This is a genomic window from Arthrobacter sp. H5, from assembly GCF_000520595.1.
GTDB lineage: Bacteria > Actinomycetota > Actinomycetes > Actinomycetales > Micrococcaceae > Arthrobacter_D.
The window spans coordinates 67,946-68,721 of sequence record NZ_KI914982.1; the positions used below are offsets into that span (position 1 = coordinate 67,946).

Here is a 776-nt window from a genome sequence, read left to right on the forward strand (position 1 = left end):
TGGTGCTCCATGACATTGCCGCGCGCGTCCACCAGGATGATCGACGCGGTGACGATACGCGCCTCCAACGGGTTGCGCCCAGTGGTTTCCAAGTCAAACGCGGCCCGGGGAAGTTCATGCCAGCTGTTCATGATTCAGACGGTATCCGGCAGGTCCGACATTTTGCTTGAGGCAGCCCCGATAAAGTGGAATCCATGTCTGAACCCGTGATCGACTACCAGGAAGCTGTTCTGGAGGTGGTGCGCCTGATCCCGTCCGGGCACGTTCTCTCCTACGGCGACATCGCCGAGATTCTTGACCACGGCGGACCACGGCAAGTGGGTGCCGTGATGGCGGCCTCGCGGCGGCTTCCTCAGGAATGGGAACGCCCGGATCGGCGAGCCACTCATGGTGCTCCATGACATTGCCGCGCGCGTCCACCAGGATGATCGACGCGGTGACGATACGCGCCTCCAACGGGTTGCGCCCAGTGGTTTCCAAGTCAAACGCGGCCCGGGGAAGTTCATGCCAGCTGTTCATGATTCAGACGGTATCCGGCAGGTCCGACATTTTGCTTGAGGCAGCCCCGATAAAGTGGAATCCATGTCTGAACCCGTGATCGACTACCAGGAAGCTGTTCTGGAGGTGGTGCGCCTGATCCCGTCCGGGCACGTTCTCTCCTACGGCGACATCGCCGAGATTCTTGACCACGGCGGACCACGGCAAGTGGGTGCCGTGATGGCGGCCTGCGGAGCCGACGTGGCCTGGTGGCGGGTGATCCGGGCCGGCGGCGAACC

2 protein-coding genes and 2 pseudogenes are annotated in these 776 nt (G+C 62.5%); 2 read left to right on the top strand and 2 right to left on the bottom strand.

All coding sequences use genetic code 11. The features are described from left to right. A pseudogene (locus tag Y708_RS30835) lies at window positions 1-131 on the bottom strand (3'-5' exonuclease); the annotation flags it as partial. Between the two features lie 63 nt (window positions 132-194). On the opposite strand from Y708_RS30835, the gene Y708_RS0105235 reads away from it, so the two are divergent. Then, window positions 195-401: an MGMT family protein gene (locus Y708_RS0105235; RefSeq protein ID WP_028279115.1), complete on the top strand. Its 207-nt coding sequence runs from the start codon at window positions 195-197 to the stop codon at window positions 399-401. Here the strand turns inward: Y708_RS0105235 and Y708_RS30840 are convergent. Further along, window positions 343-519 (bottom strand): annotated as a pseudogene (locus Y708_RS30840) (3'-5' exonuclease); the annotation flags it as partial. The gene Y708_RS0105235 and the pseudogene Y708_RS30840 overlap by 59 nt on opposite strands. Window positions 520-582: 63 nt before the next feature. Here Y708_RS30840 and Y708_RS23015 point away from each other — a divergent pair. Continuing rightward, a partial coding sequence (locus Y708_RS23015) for an MGMT family protein (RefSeq protein WP_035775377.1) occupies window positions 583-776 on the top strand: 194 nt, incomplete at its 3' end.